This is a genomic window from Pandoraea fibrosis (genome assembly GCF_000807775.2).
Classification (GTDB): domain Bacteria; phylum Pseudomonadota; class Gammaproteobacteria; order Burkholderiales; family Burkholderiaceae; genus Pandoraea; species Pandoraea fibrosis.
The window spans coordinates 5,093,207-5,112,274 of record NZ_CP047385.1 but is presented as its reverse complement, the minus strand read 5'-3'; the positions used below and the strand labels follow the sequence as shown (position 1 = coordinate 5,112,274).

20 protein-coding genes are annotated in these 19,068 nt (G+C 63.1%); 6 read left to right on the top strand and 14 right to left on the bottom strand.

Annotated features, from left to right (window positions below; translation table 11 throughout):
- Nucleotides 1–128: 128 nt before the first annotated feature.
- Nucleotides 129–1,679 (bottom strand): UbiD family decarboxylase, encoded by a 1,551-nt coding sequence (locus tag PI93_RS22535; RefSeq protein WP_039374849.1) that lies wholly within the window; start codon nt 1,677–1,679, stop codon nt 129–131.
- Nucleotides 1,680–2,248: 569 nt separating this feature from the next.
- Here PI93_RS22535 and PI93_RS22530 point away from each other — a divergent pair.
- Complete coding sequence (locus tag PI93_RS22530) at nt 2,249–3,307, top strand: lytic transglycosylase domain-containing protein (protein ID WP_080759467.1); 1,059 nt, start codon at nt 2,249–2,251, stop codon at nt 3,305–3,307.
- A 227-nt stretch (nt 3,308–3,534) separates the two neighbouring features.
- Here PI93_RS22530 and PI93_RS22525 read toward each other — a convergent pair whose 3' ends face one another.
- From PI93_RS22525 to ribBA, 4 genes are all read right to left on the bottom strand, one after another.
- On the bottom strand, nt 3,535–4,740 hold the full coding sequence (locus PI93_RS22525; RefSeq protein WP_039375865.1) for a pyridoxal phosphate-dependent aminotransferase: 1,206 nt from the start codon (nt 4,738–4,740) through the stop codon (nt 3,535–3,537).
- 142 nt (nt 4,741–4,882) lie between these two features.
- Nucleotides 4,883–5,335 carry a transcription antitermination factor NusB gene (gene nusB, locus PI93_RS22520; RefSeq protein WP_039375864.1) on the bottom strand — a complete coding sequence of 151 codons (453 nt, stop codon included), beginning with the start codon at nt 5,333–5,335 and terminating at the stop codon, nt 4,883–4,885.
- Complete coding sequence (gene ribH / locus PI93_RS22515; RefSeq protein WP_039375863.1) at nt 5,335–5,850, bottom strand: 6,7-dimethyl-8-ribityllumazine synthase; 516 nt, start codon at nt 5,848–5,850, stop codon at nt 5,335–5,337. Before ribH ends, nusB begins: the two co-directional genes overlap by 1 nt.
- A 129-nt stretch (nt 5,851–5,979) precedes the next feature.
- Nucleotides 5,980–7,101 carry a bifunctional 3,4-dihydroxy-2-butanone-4-phosphate synthase/GTP cyclohydrolase II gene (ribBA, locus tag PI93_RS22510; protein ID WP_039375860.1) on the bottom strand — a complete coding sequence of 374 codons (1,122 nt, stop codon included), beginning with the start codon at nt 7,099–7,101 and terminating at the stop codon, nt 5,980–5,982.
- Nucleotides 7,102–7,342: 241 nt separating this feature from the next.
- Between ribBA and PI93_RS22505 the strand changes: the two genes are divergently transcribed.
- Together PI93_RS22505 and PI93_RS22500 are read left to right on the top strand one after the other, a co-directional pair.
- Nucleotides 7,343–7,675: an ArsR/SmtB family transcription factor gene (locus PI93_RS22505; protein ID WP_039375859.1), complete on the top strand. Its 333-nt coding sequence runs from the start codon at nt 7,343–7,345 to the stop codon at nt 7,673–7,675.
- A 2-nt stretch (nt 7,676–7,677) separates the two neighbouring features.
- The gene (locus PI93_RS22500) at nt 7,678–8,175 is read left to right on the top strand and encodes an SRPBCC family protein (RefSeq protein ID WP_039375857.1); all 498 of its coding nucleotides are present in this window, start codon (nt 7,678–7,680) and stop codon (nt 8,173–8,175) included.
- 127 nt (nt 8,176–8,302) lie between these two features.
- On the opposite strand, the gene PI93_RS22495 is transcribed toward PI93_RS22500, so the two are convergent.
- From PI93_RS22495 to PI93_RS22470, 6 genes are all read right to left on the bottom strand, one after another.
- On the bottom strand, nt 8,303–9,004 hold the full coding sequence (locus PI93_RS22495; protein WP_039370190.1) for an ABC transporter ATP-binding protein: 702 nt from the start codon (nt 9,002–9,004) through the stop codon (nt 8,303–8,305).
- On the bottom strand, nt 9,004–9,771 hold the full coding sequence (gene livG, locus PI93_RS22490) for a high-affinity branched-chain amino acid ABC transporter ATP-binding protein LivG (RefSeq protein ID WP_039370187.1): 768 nt from the start codon (nt 9,769–9,771) through the stop codon (nt 9,004–9,006). Before livG ends, PI93_RS22495 begins: the two co-directional genes overlap by 1 nt.
- Entirely contained in the window at nt 9,768–11,042 is a 1,275-nt protein-coding gene (locus PI93_RS22485) for a high-affinity branched-chain amino acid ABC transporter permease LivM (protein ID WP_039370184.1), read from the bottom strand. Before PI93_RS22485 ends, livG begins: the two co-directional genes overlap by 4 nt.
- A gap of 8 nt (nt 11,043–11,050) precedes the next feature.
- The gene (livH, locus tag PI93_RS22480; protein WP_039370182.1) at nt 11,051–11,974 is read right to left on the bottom strand and encodes a high-affinity branched-chain amino acid ABC transporter permease LivH; all 924 of its coding nucleotides are present in this window, start codon (nt 11,972–11,974) and stop codon (nt 11,051–11,053) included.
- A gap of 104 nt (nt 11,975–12,078) precedes the next feature.
- Entirely contained in the window at nt 12,079–13,191 is a 1,113-nt protein-coding gene (locus PI93_RS22475; protein ID WP_039370180.1) for a branched-chain amino acid ABC transporter substrate-binding protein, read from the bottom strand.
- Between the two features lie 414 nt (nt 13,192–13,605).
- Complete coding sequence (locus PI93_RS22470) at nt 13,606–14,511, bottom strand: LysR substrate-binding domain-containing protein (RefSeq protein WP_039370177.1); 906 nt, start codon at nt 14,509–14,511, stop codon at nt 13,606–13,608.
- Between the two features lie 150 nt (nt 14,512–14,661).
- On the opposite strand from PI93_RS22470, the gene PI93_RS22465 reads away from it, so the two are divergent.
- The 3 genes from PI93_RS22465 to PI93_RS22455 are packed head-to-tail and all read left to right on the top strand — an operon-like array spanning nt 14,662 to nt 16,459.
- Nucleotides 14,662–14,871, top strand: a complete 210-nt coding sequence (locus PI93_RS22465) for a tautomerase family protein (RefSeq protein WP_023597244.1) — start codon at nt 14,662–14,664, stop codon at nt 14,869–14,871.
- Complete coding sequence (locus PI93_RS22460; RefSeq protein ID WP_052240643.1) at nt 14,871–15,701, top strand: 2-keto-4-pentenoate hydratase; 831 nt, start codon at nt 14,871–14,873, stop codon at nt 15,699–15,701. The genes PI93_RS22465 and PI93_RS22460 overlap by 1 nt, the downstream gene beginning before the upstream one ends.
- Nucleotides 15,698–16,459, top strand: a complete 762-nt coding sequence (locus tag PI93_RS22455; protein WP_039370167.1) for a 2-keto-4-pentenoate hydratase — start codon at nt 15,698–15,700, stop codon at nt 16,457–16,459. The genes PI93_RS22460 and PI93_RS22455 overlap by 4 nt, the downstream gene beginning before the upstream one ends.
- A 105-nt stretch (nt 16,460–16,564) precedes the next feature.
- On the opposite strand, the gene ribD is transcribed toward PI93_RS22455, so the two are convergent.
- The 3 genes from ribD to PI93_RS22440 are packed head-to-tail and all read right to left on the bottom strand — an operon-like array spanning nt 16,565 to nt 19,059.
- Nucleotides 16,565–17,662, bottom strand: coding sequence for a bifunctional diaminohydroxyphosphoribosylaminopyrimidine deaminase/5-amino-6-(5-phosphoribosylamino)uracil reductase RibD (ribD, locus tag PI93_RS22450; RefSeq protein ID WP_039370164.1), 1,098 nt, complete (start codon nt 17,660–17,662; stop codon nt 16,565–16,567).
- 6 nt (nt 17,663–17,668) lie between these two features.
- Entirely contained in the window at nt 17,669–18,208 is a 540-nt protein-coding gene (locus PI93_RS22445) for a TPM domain-containing protein (RefSeq protein WP_052240642.1), read from the bottom strand.
- 5 nt (nt 18,209–18,213) lie between these two features.
- Nucleotides 18,214–19,059, bottom strand: coding sequence for a TPM domain-containing protein (locus PI93_RS22440; protein ID WP_039370247.1), 846 nt, complete (start codon nt 19,057–19,059; stop codon nt 18,214–18,216).
- Between the last annotated feature and the right edge of the window lie 9 nt (nt 19,060–19,068).

Sequence of the window (19,068 nt, the reverse complement as noted above, 5' to 3'; positions counted from 1 at the left end):
GCGCGGCTTCTGACGCATGGGCACCGCATGACGTCATACCGTATTGACGGGCGCTGCGCGCGCAATCCCGGCGGCTCGACGGCCGCCGGCGGATTACGCGCCTCTCGATTCGCCCTGCCTGGCCGGTTTTACAGGCCGAGATCCTTATATAGCGCCGCCATGCGAGCGTCGACATCGGCGGTCATTTCGATGGGACGTCCCCACTCGCGTGAAGTTTCCCCGGGCCACTTGTTGGTTGCGTCGATGCCCATCTTGGAACCCAGCCCCGCCTTGGGCGAGGCAAAGTCGAGATAGTCGATCGGCGTCTGGTCGACAAGGGTGGTGTCGCGGGTCGGGTCGACGCGGGTGGTGATCGCCCAGATGACTTCCTTCCAGTCGCGGATATCGACGTCCTCGTCCACCACGACGATGAACTTCGTATACATGAACTGACGCAGGAAACTCCACACGCCGAACATCACGCGCTTGGCATGCCCCGGATAGGCCTTCTTCATCTGCACAATGGCCATCCGATAGCTGCAACCTTCGGGCGGCAGATAGAAATCGGTGATCTCGGGGAATTGCTTTTGCAGGAGTGGGACGAAGACTTCGTTGAGCGCCACGCCCAGCACGGCCGGTTCATCGGGCGGTTTGCCGGTGTACGTCGAGTGATAGACCGCGTTGCGGCGCAGCGTGATGCGCTCGATCGTGAACACAGGGAACCACTCCTGCTCGTTGTAATAGCCGGTGTGGTCGCCGTAGGGACCTTCGAGGGCGTGGTCGTAACCCGCTGTCGCGCCGCGCGATGGCGGTGGCGGGGCGCCGTCGGGAATAGTGCGGGCTTGTTCGGACGGATAAATGAAGCCCTCAAGCACGATCTCGGCGCGCGCGGGGACGCGCAACGACTCCAGCCCCGGCGTCAGACACTTGGCCAGCTCGGTGCGGCTGCCTCGCAGCAGACCGGCAAACTGATACTCGGAGAGCGTGTCGGGCACGGGTGTGACGGCGCCGAGCATCGTCGCCGGATCGGCGCCGAGCGCAACGGCAATCGGAAACGGCTTGCCGGGATTCGCCTGCGCGAACTCACGGAAATCGAGGGCTCCGCCCCGGTGAGCGAGCCAGCGCATGATGACCTGATTGCGGCCGATGACCTGCTGACGGTAGATGCCGAGGTTCTGACGTTTGCGGTGAGGTCCCTTCGTAATGACCAGGCCCCAAGTGATGAGGGGGGCAGCGTCGCCGGGCCAGCAGGTCTGAATCGGCAGGCGCGCGAGGTCGACGTCATCACCCTCCCATACGATTTCCTGACAGACAGGGCTGCTGACTTCCTTGGGCGCCATGTCCCAGACAGCCTTGGCCATGCCGAGCAACTTGCCTGCGTCCTTCAACCCGCGAGGGGGTTCCGGTTCCTTGAGCGTCGAGAGAAGGCGGCCGATGTCACGCAGCGAACCCAGCGCGTTTTCGCCATCGTCGATGCCCATGCCGAGCGCCACTCGTTCAGGGGTGCCAAATAAGTTGGCGAGCACCGGCATGTCGTAGCCCGTTGGCCGTTCAAACCACAGCGCGGGGCCTGCCGATTTGAGGACACGGTCGGCGAGCGCCGTCATCTCCAGCACCGGCGAAACCGGCACGTCTACGCGACGAAGCTGGCCGGATCGCTCCAGTTGCGCGGTGAAGTCACGAAGATCGAGATATTTCATGAAACAAACCGTTACCAAAAATTTTTACGAAATTCATACGTCCGGTGAAAACGGTTGTTTGAATTCGCAGAATGTCGGGGTTGCACCCTTGTAAACGCGGGGTGAGGCAGGGCATTTTACCGGTCAAGGCTCCCGAACGTCACGGCAAAACAGCCGTTACAAATTACTTTTGGTAATGATTTTTGTTAATCATAGTATTGACGGATTATATGTGGCTGCTACAATCCGCCCGTTGAATCCAGAAAGGCGGCTTTGAAGACGGGTAGGCCGACCCGCTCAAGCTTAGCGACAACTACAACATCGACGTGGATTTTCAGTGGCTGGTTTTCTCACCGAGGTCGGGAAGCCAGTGTTTTAGGAAGCAGCGCGAGCGATAGCTCGTCAGCGCCGGGGACCTGAACAGGTCGGCGCGCTGCGGCGGTAGCGGCATCGTCAATGACAAACGCGATGCACCGCCTCGTTCCATATGCCGTAAATGAGCACTTAACGGGATGCCTGGCGGGCATGTCGGCTCGTTTCCTTACGCCCCGGGGCCACCCCGTGGTGACGGCGTAACCGGAGTACGTAGTATGAAGAAGTCTGGTTTATCACCCTGGCTACTGGCCGCTGTCCGTGCGCTTGGCGCACGCGGTGCGGCAACGGTAGCCGCGGCTCGCCGCGATTGGCGTCGCCTTGCATGGCACGGCGGTCGTGTTGGACTGTATACGTCCAGCGCGGTCGGTCTGGTTGCCGTGGTTGGCACGCTGGCGCTGTGGGCTCGACCGACGTGGCGCGCCGATCTGGCGTCGCGCGTGGGTCCGCTGCTCGAGGCAGCCACCGGTTCGGCCAATGCGGCCGGGCAGGGCGCCAACGGCAGCATGGTTGCACAGGGCACATCGTCCGACGCGACGTTGATGGCGCAAGCGGCACAACACGTGCCATCGGCCGCCGTCCTCGCCGCTTATATTCCGAACCAGCGGGTGGCCGCCGATGCGCGTGCGACCAAAGTGCTGGATACGCGCGAGCAAATTGCCGTCGCCGACTATCTGGCACGCCGTTATCGCGTGGCCGGTGACGTGACGGGCAATCTCGTGCGCGCCGCTTACTCGACGGGTAAGGAAGTCGGACTCGATCCGCTCCTGCTGCTCGCCGTGATGGCCATCGAATCGGGCTTCAACCCGTATGCCGAGAGCACCGTGGGCGCGCAGGGCCTCATGCAGGTCATGTCCAAGGTGCATCAGGACAAGCTTGAGTACTTCGGCGGACCTGAGGCAGCCCTGCATCCGCTTGCCAATATCAAGGTGGGTGCGTTGATCCTGAAGGAATGCATTGCACGCGGTGGCTCGCTCGCCGGTGGTTTGCGTCTCTACGTCGGTTCGACCAGCACGGGTGATGGTGGTTATGGCGCCAAGGTACTCGCCGAGCGCGATCGTCTGCGTGGCGTGACCATGGGCCGCAAGATCTCGCCGAATGCGCCGCAAGCGCCGGTGATCGTCAGTTCCGCCAAGCCGGCGGCAAAGCCGGTCTCGGCGGGCAAGTCGGACGAATCGACCGACTCGGCGGCGCCTGCGCCGGCAGCGTCGACGTCGGCGGGTAAGGCCGCTGCGGCGGCCAAGCCGCTCGAGGCCGACGACAGCACCGCTGCCTGATCGAAGGATCCTGACGATCCGAGACCGACCTCGGATGACGCGCGCCACGGCCGGCGCATGGCATTCGGGCAAATCGTCATCGGCATGCGCGCTGCCTATCTATATAGAGAGGCAGCACGCAGGCAACAAAAAACCCATCGAAGCGATTCGATGGGTTTTTTGTTTTTCCGGTGGCGCCGCGCTGCGTGGGGACCGCGTATCTCCCTGTTCGTCGACGCTATCGATTGTCAGCCCGCCGCGAAGACCCTTCCGATCCGGTCCATTGCCTCATGCAACTGCGCCAGCGACGTGGCATAAGACAACCGGATGTAGCGACGCGGTTCGGCAAAACCGAAGTCCAGCCCCGGCACGAGTACGACATCTGCCTGCTGGAGCAACGACTGCGTGAGGCGGTCGCTGTCGGCGGCGTGCGGATGCGATACGCCAGTGCAATCTGCGTAGACGTAAAACGCACCGTCCGGCATCACGGGCACCTTGAAGCCAAGACGTTCAAGCGCGGGCGCGATGTAATCCCGGCGTTCGCGGAACGCTTCCTTTCGGGATTCGTAAATCGCCAGCGTCTCCGGGAGGAAGCAGGCCGTTGCGGCGTGTTGCGCCACGGCAGACGGGCAGATGAACAGGTTCTGCGCGAGCTTCTCGAACGTCGATACCATCGACGGCGGCACGACCAGCCAGCCCAGGCGCCATCCCGTCATGTTGAAGTACTTCGAGAAACTGCTCACGACCAGCACGTCGTCGCCGAAAGTCAGTGCCGTTGTCGGCTTGCCATCGTAGGAGAGCCCCTGATAGATCTCGTCGACCAGTGTGAAGCCGCCTCGTGCACGCACGGTCTTGACGATGCGGGACAGTTCCTCCGTCTCGATGGACGTGCCCGTCGGGTTCGACGGCGAGGCGAGCAGCACGCCCTTCGTCGCCGGGCCCCAATGGGATTCAATACGCTCGGCCGTCAGTTGGAAGCGTTCCGCCGGGCCCGAGGGGATCAGGACCGGCTTGCCGTCGAACGTCGAGACGAAATGGCGGTTGCACGGATAGCAGGGATCGGGCATCAGGACTTCGTCGCCCACGCCAACGAGAGCGGCGCAAGCCAGCACGAGCGCGGCCGATGCGCCGGCCGTCACCACGATCCGCGACGGATCGACGTCGACCCCGTAGTGGTTTCGGTAGTAACCGGCGATGGCCTCGCGCAGTGCGGGGATGCCCATGGCGCCGGTGTATTGCGTGCGCCCATCGCGCATGGCTTTCGCTGCCGCCTCGATCACCGCCTCGGGCGCCGTGAAATCCGGCTCGCCGATCCCCATGTGAATCACATGATGTCCCGCCTTCTCCCGCAGCGCCGCTTGCTTGGCTAGCTCCATCACGTGGAACGGGGCGATGTCGTCGACACGTTGCGCGAGTTTGAGCGAGGCGGGGGTGAGGTCAGGGGTGCGGTCCATGATGTCGGGGGGAGACGGGAACGAGTGGATGAGGGGCTGGCCGGGTAGGCCAGGTAGGCGCTGCGGGGTGGACAACGACCCCGTCGGGCCTATCTGGCGGCAGGTGTCTTCAGGCGGCTGGCCCGAGACACCTTGCTGAGCGTCAGGCGCTTTTGCCGCGACCGCCGTTACGGTTCGCTGCGACTTCGTCCGGACGCACTTCTGCCGAGAACTTGTCGAGGACACCGTTCACGTAGCGGAAGCCTTCGACGCCGCCAAACGTCTTGGCGAGTTCGACGGCTTCGTTGATGACCACGCGGTACGGGATGTCCAGGTGGTGAATCAGTTCGTAGGCACCAATGACGAGTACGGCGTGTTCGACCGGCGACAGTTCGGCGGCCGGGCGGTCCAGGTACGGCTGGAGTTGCTGCGACAAGGCGTCCGCTTCCCGGATGCTGCCGTGCAGCAGCGCGTCCAGGTGAGCACGGTCAGCCTTGTCGTAGCCAGGGGTGGTGCGCAGGTGCGCATCGATCTCACCCGCGTGGTCGCGCGAGAGCAGCCATTGATACAACCCTTGCAGCGCAAATTCGCGTGCGCGGCGGCGAGCACTCTTCATTACCGATCTTCCTCTTCTTCGTCTTCGTCTTCATCCGATCCTTCGTCGCCACTGAGCATGTCGATGGCTTCGAGCAGATTGGCCATTTCCACCGCCACGCGGGCTGCATCGCGGCCCTTTTCGGCGGCACGCACTTCGGCCTGTTCGTCGTTTTCGGTCGTGAGCACCGCGTTGGCGATGGGGATACCGAAATCGAGACCGATGCGCGAAATACCGGCGCCGCTTTCGTTCGACACCAGTTCAAAGTGATACGTCTCGCCACGGATCACCGCGCCGAGCGCGATGAGTGCGTCGAACTGGCCGCTTTCGGCCATTTTCTGCAATGCCAGCGGAATTTCCAGCGCGCCGGGCACCGTCACGAGCAGCACGTCTTCGCCATCGACGCCAAGGCGGTCGAGTTCAGCCACAGCGGCACTGCGCAACGCCGTACAAACAGCGTCGTTGAATCGTGCTTGCACGATACCCACGCGCAGGCCTTCACCGTCGAGTTCCGGCTGGTATTGTCCGATGTCCATAATGGGCTTCCTCTAAAAAAGTACCGTCCAGGCGGTGCGGCCAACGTTGTGCCGACATGCCCGAGACGGGCAATGCTCGGCAAGATGATCTCCGCCGCCAGTTGCCGGCAGAGATCGATACGGAAATACTCAGGCGGTTTCGGCGCCGGGCATCGGTTGGAAACCGGTGACCTCCAGGCCATAACCTGCCATGTTGGGGATCTTGCGCGGGCTCGAAAGCACTCGCATTTTACCGACGCCCAGCTCGCGCAGGATTTGCGCGCCAACGCCGTGCGTACGGAAGTCCACCGGGCGACGCTTGGCACGCGCGGCCTTCTCGGATTCGTCGAGCGCTTCGAACTGGTTGAACAGGTGATCCGGCGTTTCCACGCAATTGAGCAGCACGACCACGCCCTTGCCTGCCTCGGCAATTGCTTGCATGGCGCTAGCGAGCGTCCAGGAGTGCGTCGAGACGCCGGTTTCGAGCAGATCGAGCACCGAAAGCGGCTCGTGCACGCGCACGAGCGTCTCGTCAGCCGGGGTCGGCGTGCCGCGTACCAGCGCCAGATGCGGATTGCCGCTCGGTTTATCGCGATACAACGTTGCCTGGAAGGTGCCCCAGGCCGTTTGCATTTCGCGCGTTGCGACCGTCTCGATCATCGATTCGGTACGGCTGCGGTAGTGAATCAGATCGACGATCGTGCCGATCTTGATGTTGTGCTGCTCCGCGAACTCCATCAACTGCGGCAAACGCGCCATCGTGCCGTCGTCGTTCATGATCTCGCAGATCACGGCGGCAGGCGTGAGGCCAGCCATTGCCGTCAGGTCGCAACCGGCTTCCGTGTGACCCGCGCGCACCAGCACGCCGCCGGGCTGCGCCATGATCGGGAACACGTGACCCGGCTGAACGATATCTTCCGGGCGCGCTTCGTGTGCAATGGCGGTCTTGACCGTATGCGCACGATCGGCCGCCGAGATGCCCGTGGTAACGCCTTCGGCCGCCTCGATCGACAGCGTGAATGCGGTGCCGTACTGGGTGCCGTTGCGGTAGGTCATCAGCGGCAGGTTGAGCTGCTTGCAACGCGCTTGCGTGAGTGTCAGGCAGATCAGCCCGCGGCCGTACTTGGCCATGAAGTTGATGGCCTCGGGCGTCGCGAACTCGGCCGCCATGACCAGATCGCCCTCGTTTTCACGATCTTCCTCGTCAACGAGGACAACCATGCGACCGGCCTTCAGCTCGGCAATGATTTCTTCTGTAGTGGCCAACGGCATAGCGGACAACGCGGGGGCTGAATTTGGAAAGGCTCTATTCTACGCCAAGCCGGTGCACGGCTGCGGCCGAATCTCGCGCCGAAGCCCCCGGAAAATCGGCCGACACAGACAATTCCGACGGTATCTGAATCGGATCTCGGAAGAATCGACGCAGGGAATCGGAGTTCGGCTTGCTATCGGTCGGAGGATTCTCAATACAAAGGTGTTGACCTAAGTAATTTGCGTGACTATAGTTAGGCACATGGCTAACCAATCCATCCCCCTCGACCGGATCTTTCAAGCGCTATCCGACCCCACGCGACGGGCGGTCGTCGAGCGTCTGACGCTCGGCCCTGCCTCGGTGAGCGAGCTGGCGCGCCCGTTCTCGATGGCGTTACCGTCGTTCTCGCAGCATTTGAACGTGCTGGAGGAGAGCGGTCTGGTCGTCTCACGGAAAAACGGGCGTGTGCGTACCTACGCGTTGGAGACGGAGACACTGGCCGGTGCGCAGGATTGGCTCCAGTTGCAGCGCGACAAGTGGACGCGCCGCCTCGATCAACTCGATAGTTATCTGCTGCAGATGAAGGAGACATGAACATGAGCCGTGCCAACCTTTTCTCGATCGACCCGAAGTTGGATCTGGTGCTTGAGCGTTACGTCGATGTGCCGTGCGAGCGTGTCTGGGCGGCGTGGACGCAGCCGGAGCACGTCAAGAAGTGGTTCACGCCAGCGCCGTGGCAGACCATCGAATGCGAAATCGATCTGCGCCCCGGGGGACTGTTCCACACCGTCATGCGCTCGCCCGAGGGGCAGCAGTTCCCCAATGACGGGTGCTATCTGGAAGTCGTGGAGAACTCGCGGTTGGTCTGGACGAATGCGGTTCTGCCGGGTTTCCGTCCGGCGCCAGCACCGGTGGCGGAGCATGGTGGCTTTCATTTCACGGCGGCAGTATTGATGGAGACGCAAGGCAAGGGCACGCGCTACACCGCGATTGCCATTCATGGCGACGAAGCGACGCGCGCGCAGCACGAGGCCATGGGTTTCCACGACGGCTGGGGCAAGGCGCTCGATCAACTGGTCGAACTGATGACGTGATGGGGGATGCGGCGGGGCGACGCCCGCGAAGGCTTCGCCGCTGCATGAAAAAAGGACGCGCCTTCGGGCGCGTCCTTTTTTTGCTTTCGGCAGCTAGCGACGGCAGCCTACCTCGTAGGCTGCAACCTCATGCTCCGAGATAGGCGCGTTTGATGTCGTCGTTCGCAAGCAGGTTGTCGGCCGAATCGGCGAGCACCACGCGACCGGTCTCGAGCACATAACCACGATCGGCCACGTGCAGCGCCTTGTTCGCGTTTTGCTCCACCAGAAACACCGTGACGCCTTCTTCGCGGATCGCACGAATGATGTCGAAGATCTGTGCGATGACGAGCGGCGCCAGACCGAGCGTCGGTTCGTCGAGCAGCAGCAGACGCGGACGACTCATCAGTGCCCGCCCGATGGCCAGCATCTGCTGTTCGCCACCCGACATCGTGCCGGCGCGTTGCTTGCCGCGTTGCGCGAGTCTCGGGAATAGCTTGAAGACGTGGTCCATGCCGGCTTCGATCTCGTCGCTGGAGGCGAAGAAGCCGCCCATCTTCAGATTCTCGATCACGGTCAGACTCGGAAACACGCGGCGGCCTTCCGGCGAAATCGCAAGGCCCTTGCGCATGATTTCGTGCGTTGGGCAGGCAGTGATGTCGTTGCCCTCGAACATCACGCGTCCGCTCGATGCACGCGGCGTGCCGCATACCGTCATCATCAGCGTGGTCTTGCCAGCGCCGTTGCTGCCGATGAGCGTAACGATCTCGCCCTTGTTCACTTCGATCGACACGCCGCAAAGCGCTTCGACGGCCCCGTAGTGGGTATGGATCTTTTCCAGCTTCAGCATTATTCCTCCCCGAGGTAGGCCTTGATGACGCGCGGGTCGTTGCGCACCTCGTCGGGCTTGCCGGTCATGATCGGCTTGCCGTGTTCCATCACGAGAATCCGGTCTGACACGCCCATCACCAGACTCATGTCGTGCTCGATGAGCAATACCGAGATGTTGAACTCGTGACGCAGATTGTCGACGAGCTGCTGCAACTCGACCTTCTCCTGCGGGTTCAGGCCGGCAGCCGGTTCGTCGAGCATGAGCAGGCGTGGCTCGGTGATCATGCAGCGCGCGATTTCGAGACGTCGCTGATGCCCGTAAGACAGCGTGCCCGCTTCGCGGTTAGCCACGGCGCTCAGCCCCAGGCGGTCGAGCCACATCTTGGCGCGCTCGAGTGCGGTGCGCTCGGCACGACGGAACGCCCCCGTCGAGAACAGCCCTTGCAGGAAGCCACTGTGTACACGCATGTGCTGCGCGACGAGCAGATTCTCCACGACCGTCAATTGCCGGAACAGACGGATGTTCTGGAAGGTACGCACGAGACCGCGTCGGGCCACCATGTGACTCGGCAGGCCGGTGATGTTATCGCCGTCCAGCACGATCGAACCGCCCGTGGGGCGATAGAAGCCGCCAACGCAATTGAACACCGTCGTCTTGCCTGCCCCGTTCGGGCCGATGATGGCGAAGACTTCGTTCTTGCGGACGTCGAACGCGACGCCGTCGACGGCGAGCAGACCGCCGAAGCGCATCTGCAGGCCGGAGAGTTTCAACAGTTCTGCACTCATTGCGGCAACTCCACATGCGGGCGGGTGGCGGGCAGCAGACCTTGCGGACGCCACATCATCATCAGCACCATCACCAGACCGAAAATCAGCATGCGATATTCCGCAAAGTCGCGCGCGACTTCCGGCAGGATCGTGAGCAGGATGGCCGCGAGAATCACACCGATCTGCGAGCCCATGCCGCCGAGCACCACCACGGCGAGGATCAGTGCCGATTCGATGAACGTGAACGATTCGGGCGTGACCAACCCCTGACGCGCGGCAAAGAACGCGCCGGCGAGGCCTGCGAACGAGGCGCCCAGCGTGAAGGCGGAGAGCTTGATTCGCGTTGGGTTCAGACCGAGCGATCGGCATGCGATTTCGTCTTCGCGCAGTGCTTCCCACGCGCGGCCGATCGGCATGCGGATCAGGCGGCTCGTGACGAACAGCGTGAAGCCCACCAGGGCAAACGCGAGCAGGTAGAGGAAGATCACCATGTGCGAGCCGCTGTAGGGCAGGCCGATCAGTTCATGGAACGTTTTCGCGCCTTCGACACTCGACGAGCGCGCCATCTCCAACCCGAACACGGTGGGCTTCGGGATGCCCGACACGCCGTCAGGACCGCCGGTAATGCTCGTCAGATTGTTCAGCAGCAGACGAATGATTTCGCCGAAACCCAGCGTCACGATCGCAAGATAGTCGCCGCGCAGCCGCAGCACCGGGAAGCCGAGCAGGAAACCGAACGTGGCCGACATGAGCGCCGCGAGCGGCAGGCATTCCCAGAAGGTCAGGCCGAAGTACTGGTTGAGCAGGGCATACGTATAGCCACCGACGGCGTAGAAACCGACATAGCCCAGATCGAGCAGGCCGGCGAAGCCCACGACGATGTTCAGGCCAAGGCCGAGCACGCAGTAGATCAGGGCGAGCGTGGCCACGTCCACCGCGCCGCGCGAGCCGATGAACGGCCACACGAGTCCGACGGCGAGCAGCACCCACATCGCGGTCAGTTGCTGACGACGTCCCATCGCCGGCATGGTCGGCAGCTTGACCGCACGCTTGGAGCGCAGCAGGAGCGGCTTGAGCAACTGGAACACGAAGACGATGGCGGTGGCGATCCAGACCGGACGCCAGTGTTGTTCGAGCACCACCCGATAGCCATCGAGCTTCAGTTGCAGGCCAAGGATGGGGGCCGTAAGAACGATCGTCACGAGCGCGGCGATGACCGCACCCTTGAGCGTGTCGCCTGCCGGTGCACGGTTGGCGGCACCGGACTTGAGCGTGAGTTGTTGTGTCATGGTCGACCTCAGACTTTCTCGACGTCGGGCTTGCCCAGCAGGCCGGTCGGGCGGAACAGCAGCACCAGTACCAGCAGGCAGAACGCCACGATGTCCTTGTACTCGGAGGGCATGTAGCCCGAAGCGAGCGTCTCTGCCAGCCCCAGCAGCACACCGCCCAGCATGGCGCCGGGAATGCTGCCGATACCGCCCAGCACCGCCGCCGTGAAGGCTTTGATACCGACGATGAAGCCGATGTACGGATTGAGCTTGCCAATCGTCAGGCCGATCAGCACGCCCCCCACGGCGGCGAGCATGGCGCCGAGCACGAACGTGAACGAGATCACGCGATTCGTATCGATGCCGAGCAGGTTGGCCATGCGCATGTCCTCTGCGCAGGCACGGCAGGCACGGCCCATGCGTGAATTGGCGATGAACAGTGTGAGCAGAATCATCAGCGCGATGGTCACCCCCACGATCAGCATGCGAGCGTAGGGAATGGTGACGGTAAAGTCGCCCATCGGAATATCGATCGCGCCCGAGATCAGCATCGGCACGGACACATCACGCGCGCCCTGACCGATCTGAACGTAGTTCTGCAGGAAGATGGACATACCGATCGCGGAGATCAGCGGTCCAAGACGCGGTCCGCCGCGCAGCGGGCGATACGCCACCCGCTCGATCGCGAAGCCGTAAAGGCCCGTGACCAGCACCGATACCAGCAGCGCTGCCCCCAGCACGAGCGGCAAGGGGTAACCCGCCGCTGCACCAATGGCAGTCAGTGTGACAAGCCCGACATAGGCGCCGATCATGTAGATCTCGCCGTGGGCAAAGTTGATCATGCCGATGATGCCGTAGACCATTGTGTAGCCAATGGCAATCAACGCGTAGATCGCACCCAGCGTCAGGCCATTGACCAGTTGCTGGGCGAGCTGTGGAAAAAATTCGTTCATGCGGGAAGCCTCGCGACGAGCGGGGGCCGAGCGCGAATGCGCGCCGCCCGCCGGGGTCGGCGGGCGGCTGGGGGTGATTCGCTGGCCGGTAAAGCGTCAGGGAATCAGTTGGCGGCGGTCTTGGTGGCGTCTTTGTGCCACGTGAACACCACAAACTTGAACGACTTCAGATCGCCGGCTGCGTCATACGCAACCTTGCCGATCGGCGTGTCGAACGTGTTGGCGTGGAGGTACTTGGCGACCTTTTCCGAGTCGGTGCTCTTCGCGCCGGCGATGCCCTTGGCGATCAGTTGCACGCCCGTGTAAGCCGGCATCTGGAACGGACCGTTCGGATCGCGCTTGGCGTCGGCGAATGCCTTCACCAGCTTGGCGTTGGCCGGATCGGCAGCGAAGTCGGCCGGCAGCGTCACGAGCATGCCTTCCGAGGCCGGGCCGGCGATTGCCGTCACGTCCTTGTTGCCCACGCCTTCCGGACCCATGAACGTGGCCTTCACGCCTTGCTCACGCGCCTGGCGCAGCAGCAGGCCCATTTCCGGGTGATAGCCGCCGAAGTACACGAAGTCCACACCTTGCGACTTGAGCTTGGTGATCACCGCCGAGTAGTCCGAGTCACCGGCGTTGATCCCTTCGAACAGCACGACCGGCACCTTGGCGGCGTCGAGGTCCTTCTTCACCGAGGTGGCGATGCCCTGGCCATACGACTGCTTGTCGTGCAGCACGGCAACCTTCTTCGGCTTGACCTTGCTGATGATGTACTGGGCGGCTGCCGGACCTTGCTGGTCGTCACGACCGATGGTGCGGAAGATAAAGTGACGCTTCTTGCCTTCGGTCAGTTGCGGCGCGGTCGCCGACGGCGTAATCATCACCACGCCTTCGTTCTCGTAGATGTCCGATGCCGGGATCGTCGAACCCGAGCACACGTGACCGATCACATACTTGATCTTCTGGCTGACGATCTTGTTGGCGACGGCGACGGCCTGCTTCGGCTCGCATGCATCGTCCATCATCACGGCTTCCAGCTTGTTGCCATTCGCACCGCCTGCCGCGTTGATTTCTTCAATGGCGGTCAGGGCACCGGCCTTGACCATGTCGCCGTATTGGGCAACCGAGCCACTGAACGGGCCGGCGATGGCGATCTTGACGGTCTCGGCGTTGGCGGTCGTTCCAATGAAGGCGAGAGCAGCGGCGACGAACAGGGATTTGTGACGGAACTGCATTGTGGACATCTCCTTGATTTGTATTTTTTGACTACCCGAGCGTGCGGTGGTCTTGATCGACTGCTAAACCTGTCGGTATTGGATCATTCATGCCGTCATTGGCCTGAACGATGCGCAATAGTAGCGTAATACGCAGCCCAATTGAAACAGGTATCCCCGATGCCTCGAAGACCCGCATAAACAAACGATCTTGGCGGGGTCAGAAGAAAAAAATAAGAGTCCTCACAGCGAAACTCCGTAGTACTACGCAGATGAAAAACGCACGCAAATCGATTCAAATCCGCAAATCGGGGCCATGTTGAATCGGCGGCGTCGAGAATCGAATAGGACGTTTTGGATACAATCTGCAATTCATTGGAATCCAATTGTGATGCTTTGCATCCGATGGCATATATCGACGGATATGCGGCTTGACTACATCGTCAGCGCGTGGCGTTGATTGCGTGAGCGCCGCATCAGCGCCAGAAAGGCCGCCAGAATCGGGGAGTCGTCGTCTCGGCGATACATGCAGTTCAGTTCGATGGAGCGCAGACGCTGAGATTTCAGCGGCCGGTACACCACGCCGGGCAGGCGAAGGTTCGCGGCCGATTCCGTCGTCACGCACACGCCGAAGCGGCTCGCCACCAGCGCGATCGACGTCACCACGTCTTCCACTTCCTGCTCTACGCGTAGCACCACACCCTCGGCACGGAACGCGGCGGCAACCTCTTCGGCGAGTCCGGGGACCGGCGCATTCGGATAGAGAATCATGCGCTCGTTGTCGAGGTCGGCCAGCGTCAGCGAGGCACGCTCGCATAGCGGATGCCCCTCGTAGAGCGCCACCAGAAACGGCTCCCGGTGAATCCAGTCGACGACGAGATCCGGCTCATCCGGAATCAGGCGGTTGAAGCCGATGGCGATGCGCCGTTCGCGCAGCGCCGCGATCTGCTCGGTCTTGGACAGGTTGTGCAGCCCGATCTTCACTTCGGGGCGCTCGGTATGAAAGCCTGCCAGCAACCGTGGAATGACGTTGAGAATGCCGGAGCTGAAGATGCCGACATCGAGACGTCCGATATAGCCTTCGCCAGCCAGACGCGTCTGTTCTTCCGCGCGACGCGCCAGCGCCAGAATGTTCGGCACTTCGGCGAGCAGCGTCTGCCCGGCCGCGGTGAGTGTGGCGCCCTTGGGCGTGCGCACGAAAAGCGGCGTGCCCAATTGCGCTTCGAGGGCGTGGATATGCCGGGTCAGCGGCGGCTGCGCCATATTCAGCCGCTCCGCCGCCCGTCCGAAATGCCCTTCCTGCGCGACGGCAAGAAAGTACCGCATCTGCTTGATGTCCATGGAAATCCCGTCCCGACGCCGCGATCAGCGCCATATCTCAATACCGAAATGGTATCGGAAACTCGAAATTTGGTATTGGACGGTATCCCCGAGGTGCGCGCATCATGGGGTCCGAAGGCTCTCTTTTCGGCATTTTCAGGGGACAGCAGCATGCCAATCGTACATATCAATCTGGTGGAAGGTCGCGACGACGCCACCGTGAAGGCTTGCGTGAAGGCCGTGGCGCGCACCGTGCATGAAACGCTCGGCGCACCGCTCGAGTCGATTCGCGTATATGCCACGCAGGTGCCGGCGGCGCACTGGGCCGTGGGCGAGCGCACCAAGGACGAGCCGGCCGCGCCGGCCAAGGCAGGCGCGTGATGACGGCGAGCACACCCCGCGACGCCGCCACGCAGGCACGTCTCCAGCAGGCGGCCGACGCGCTCCTCGAAGCCGAGCGTTCACGCCAGTTCATCGCGCCGTTGCGCGAGACCTACGCACCGCTGAGCATCGACGACGCTTACGCCATCCAACGCATCAATACCGAGCGGCGTCTGGCCGCCGGGCGCCGTATCGTCGGTTGCAAGATCGGCCTCACGTCGGTTGCCGTGCAAAAGCAGCTTGGCGTCGATCAGCCCGATTTCGGCATGCTCTTTGACGACATGGGCTACGGTGACGGCGAGCCGATTCCGGCGTCGATCCTCACGCAGCCGAAGATCGAAGCCGAGATCGCCTTTGTCATCGGCCGCGATCTGAACGTCGATAACCCCGGACAGCTCGACGTCATCAACGCCATCGAGTACGCGTTGCCCGCGCTGGAGATCGTCGGCAGCCGCGTGGCCGACTGGAACATCCGCATCACCGACACGATTGCCGATAACGCGTCGTCGTCGGCCTATGTGATCGGTAACACGCCGAAGCGACTCTCTGAGTTCGACGTGCGGATGTGCGGCATGGTGATGGAGCGTCGCGGCGAGCCGGTGTCGGTGGGCGCTGGCGCCGCCTGTCTGGGCAGCCCGATCAACGCCGTGGTGTGGCTCGCCCGCACGATGGCGGCGGTGGGCACGCCGCTCAAGGCGGGCGATCTGGTGCTCTCCGGCGCGCTCGGCCCGATGGCCGCGGTCACGCCCGGCGATATTTTCGAAACCCGTATCAACGGCCTGGGCTCGGTCCGCGCCGTGTTCGACCCTGTCAGCGAGGCGGCACGATGAGCCACATTCAAGACTACGCCAAGCTGCTCGACGACGCGGCGCACTTCGCGCACGAGGTGGAGCAGTTCGATACCGAGAACCGTCTGTCGCTCGACGACGCCTACGCCATTCAGGCCGCATCGCTCGCGCGGCGTGCGCAGCGCGGTGAAACGCGCGTCGGCGTAAAGATGGGTTTCACCAGCCGCGCGAAGATGATTCAGATGGGGCTGTCCGACGTGATCTGGGGGCGTCTCACGTCCGGCATGCAGGTCGAAGAGGGCACGTCCATCGACTTCAAGCGCTATGTGCATCCGCGTGTCGAGCCGGAGATCGCCTTCATTCTGAAGAAGCCGCTCGAGGGCAACGTCACGGGGCCGCAGGCGCTTGCCGCCGTCGAAGCGATTGCGCCGGCCATCGAGATCATCGATTCGCGCTATAAGGACTTCAAGTTCACGTTGCCGGAAGTGATTGCGGATAACGCATCGTCGAGTGGCTTCGTGATCGGTGCCTGGCACGATCCGCACGTCGACTTCTCGAATCTGGGATTGGCGATGACGATCAATGGCCGCACCGTGCAAGTCGGTTCGACGGCGGCGCTGCTCGGGCATCCGCTGCGCTCGCTGGTGGCGGCGGCGCGTTTGTCGGCAGCCGCCGGCGAGCCGTTGCAAGCCGGTTGGATCGTGATGGCAGGCGGGGCAACGCCGGCCGAGTACATCCAGCCGGGACAGTATGTGTCGGTCGAAATGGAGTCGCTTGGCCGCGTGGGTTTCCACGTCTGAGCGAACGGCCGAAGGGGATGGCAGGGCCGGGTTTCGGTCCTGCAAAGAAGAACGGGGCGCACCTATGGGTACGCCCCGTTTTTTCAATCCCAATCCAATGCCGGTTCAGTCGCGCCTGAAGCGCGCCATGATGCGCAGATCGCTCTCGATCATGCGCACATCGGTGAAGCCGAGCGTGAGCTTGTCGTCGAGCGACGTCAATGCCGGCAAGTTGAACATGCCCTGCGCATCGCCGACGATGCACGGCGCGAGGTACGTCAGCAACTCGTCGACACAGCCCTCGCGCAGCAACGAGCCGTTGAGCTTGTAGCCGGCTTCCACGTGAATTTCGTTGAGCTGACGCTCGCCCAGCGTGCGCAACAGGGCGGCTAATTCCACCTTGCCATTCGGATTGGGCAGATCGAGGACTTCCACGCCCAGATCGTGCAGACGCGACACCCGGTCGGGCGCGCCATTCGCACAGACCACGAGCGCGTTGCCGTTCGCGAGGACTTTGGCAGTCGGGGAAATATCCAGATGGGAATCGACGACGATGCGCAGCGGCTGACGCGTCGTCTCGACCTCGCGCACCGTGAGCGCCGGGTCGTCTTCACGCACGGTGCCGATGCCGGTGAGAATGGCGCACGCCCGCGCACGCCACGCATGGCCATCGGCGCGCGCTGCGGGGCCGGTGAGCCATTGGCTGACGCCATTGTTCAGTGCGGTCTTGCCGTCGAGGCTCGCGGCCACTTTCAACCGTACCCAGGGCGTGCCGCGCACCATGCGTGCGACAAAGCCGATGTTCATCTCGCGCGCTTCCTGCTCCAGCAGTCCGCAACGCACCTCGATGCCGGCGTCGCGCAGCATGGTCAGGCCGCGTCCTGCCACGAGGGGGTTCGGGTCTTCCATTGCGGCGATCACGCGCTTCACGCCGGCTTCGATCAGCCCTTTCGCGCAGGGCGGTGTGCGGCCGTAGTGGCTGCACGGCTCCAGCGTGACGTAAGCCGTTGCACCGCGTAGCGACTCGCCGCGTGTGCGAGCGTCTTTCATGGCCTGCACTTCGGCGTGGTCCTGACCGGCGGGCTGCGTGAAGCCTTCACCGATGACGCGGCCGTCCTGCACGATCACGCAGCCGACGCGCGGGTTCGGCGTGGTGGTGAACATTGCGCGCTCGGCAAGCGCCAGCGCGCGGCGCATGTAAGCAAAATCCTGTTCGGAAAACATGAGACGTCAGATCATCAGCGGCCGGTCGGTCAGTGCATTGTCCGGCGCTGCGCCGGCATGGGCCGGCAGGGATTCGCGCGCAATGCCGCGCAGGGTGTTCAGCGCGTCGAGCACGCTCTGGACATAACGTTCGTCACGAAAGCCGGCGCTCATTTGCGTAACGACGGTGTCCCACGTGCGGGCGGGCACCAGCGCATTGACGCCTTTGTCGGCGATCAGCTCGATATCGTGATCGGCGATGTTGATGTACAGCAGTATGCCCGTGCGCTCGCCGGTATGGGCGACGCCAAGTTGGCGGAACAGGTGAACGGCGCGTTGACGGCACGTATGACCTTGCCATACCGCAGCGAGCGGCATCGCCGCTTCGATCACCAGGCGGATTTCGCAGCGGTGTTCCGTCTCCGACTCGCGGATCGCGGCTTCGAGCGTATCGAGCGCTTTGTCCGGGAAGATCCACCGGGCGTGCGCGCGCCAGGTGCCGAGGTGGCGCAGCCAGCGTGAGACGTCGTGCGGCTTCTGTTGCATCGTGATCGGTTCGTGTGTCATTGCTATCACCAGTTCCCCGACGAGCCACCGCCGTCAAAGCCGCCACCGCCGCCACCCCCGAAGCCGCCTCCGCCGCCCCCACCGCCGCCGAAGCCACCGCCGTCGTTACGTCCCCAGCCGCCGAGTCCGCCACCGAGGCCGCCGCCGAGGCCCGCGCCGAAGCCGCCTGCACCGATGCGTCCGCGTTGACCCGTGAGCACGCGCGAGCGCGGATCGTTGGGATCGCCCCCCGGCAGGCCGGGGCCACGGAAGCGTCGGCGGCTTTCCATGATCACCACCATCGCGATGATGAAGACGATGAAAAGCAGCGGCAGGAAATCGGACAGATCCGAGTGTGGCGCACGTGTCGAGGGCAGGTTCGGCGCGGGCAGCGCTTCATTGTTCATGGCGGCTTGCACCGCCGCGACGCCCGCTGCCAGTCCGCCAAAGAAGTCGCCATTGCGGAAATACGGCGCCATGACGTCGCGCAAGATGCGCCCGGAGATGGCATCGGTGAGCGAGCCTTGCACGCCGCGCCCGACTTCGATGCGCATCTTGCGCAGGTCGTTCGGATTGTCTTTCGCGATGAGCATGATGACGCCGTCGTCCACCCCCTTGCGGCCGGCTTTCCATGCGTCGGCGACGCGAATGCTGTACTGGTCGAGGGTCTCGGGCGCCGTGCTCGGCAGCATCAGAATGAAGATCTGACTGCCTCGCTGTTGTTCGTATTGCGCGAGTTGTGTCTCGAGCGCGTTGCGTTGCTCCGGCGTGAGCGTTCCCGTGAGGTCGGTCACACGCGCGGTGAGCGCAGGTACGGCCACCAGCGCCTCTGCGCCGGCAGGCAGCGCCAGCCAGCACAGGCATGCGAGCATGAGCGCCCA